Genomic DNA, 1,140 nt, shown 5'->3' on the forward strand with positions numbered 1-1,140 from the left:
GACTGGTCTGGTCGTGGTTGAATCTCGGCAGAACATGGACGAATACATCGACGTCAACATCAGCGACACACCGGAAATGAAAGGCGTGTTCTCCCGGGTCAAGCTCCGGAGCGAACTGCCGCGCCGGGAAATGCTGCTGATTGCCCTGATGTCCTCGGAAAACCGTGCCGCCGCGACTCTGGCGCACCACTATCCGGGCGGCTATGCCGCGTTCATTGCTGCAATGAACGCTAAGGCCCGGGCACTGGGCATGACCAACACACACTTCGTCGAGCCGACCGGTCTCTCCCCGCGCAATGTGTCGACCGCTCGCGACCTGAGCAAGCTGTTGATCGCCGCGCACAAGTACCCGCTTCTGACCGAGCTGAGCACGACCAAGGAAAAAACCGTCTCGTTCCGTAAACCCAACTACAGCCTGGGTTTCCGCAACACCGATCATTTGATCCGCAAGCCGGACTGGGACATCCAGCTGACAAAAACCGGTTTCACCAACGAAGCAGGTCACTGCCTGGTGCTGGTGACCCGAATGAGTAACCGCCCGGTGGCCTTGGTGATCCTTGACGCCTATGGCAAGTACACCCATTTTGCCGATGCCACGCGCATGCGTAATTGGGTAGAGAGCGGAAGGAGCGCGGACGTGCCTTCCGTAGCCTTGCAGTACAAGGCAGACAAGAACCTCAAGCAGCGGCAGAGCGGCGTGGTTGAAGCGTCGAAGTAACGTAATGGCAACGCACAGAAAACCCCGATCGATCGGCAATGCTGTTCAGTTAAGCAAAATTGATCCTCTGTAGGAGCGAGCTCGCTCGCGATGGTCGCCAATGATGACGCGTGCTTTCTGGCTAAACGCGGCGCTCTTGAGTCCATCGTCGGATCGCCGCCCGGAGCAAGCTCGCTCCTACAGAATCCTTAAATGAACAGTATTACGATCGATCGGGGCTTTTTTTCGCCAGTCACTCCTAGGGCTTCAGATTACCCAGCGGATCATAGGGTTTGGCCGGAGCCTTGGGGTTGTCGCCCGGTTTCACGTCCCTCGGTGCCTTGGCAGGCCCGATCGGGTCGACCTGTGGATCGGCAAGGTCCGGGGAGTCGGGATCGAAACCCAGCTCATTACCAGACGAATGTTCAGATGAGTGCGGACCG

The 1,140-nt window shown here is 58.1% G+C and carries 2 protein-coding genes; one reads left to right on the forward strand and one right to left on the reverse strand.

The window, feature by feature from the left end; translation table 11 throughout:
• Nucleotides 1-718, forward strand: a 718-nt coding sequence (pbpG, locus tag ACXRVY_RS30685) for a D-alanyl-D-alanine endopeptidase (RefSeq protein WP_458239163.1), incomplete at its 5' end; no start/stop codon positions are given.
• Nucleotides 719-956: 238 nt separating this feature from the next.
• Here pbpG and ACXRVY_RS30690 read toward each other — a convergent pair.
• Nucleotides 957-1,140, reverse strand: a 184-nt coding sequence (locus ACXRVY_RS30690) for a DUF6021 family protein (RefSeq protein ID WP_458239164.1), incomplete at its 5' end; no start/stop codon positions are given.

The organism is Pseudomonas sp. P5_A2_2, from assembly GCF_054177685.1.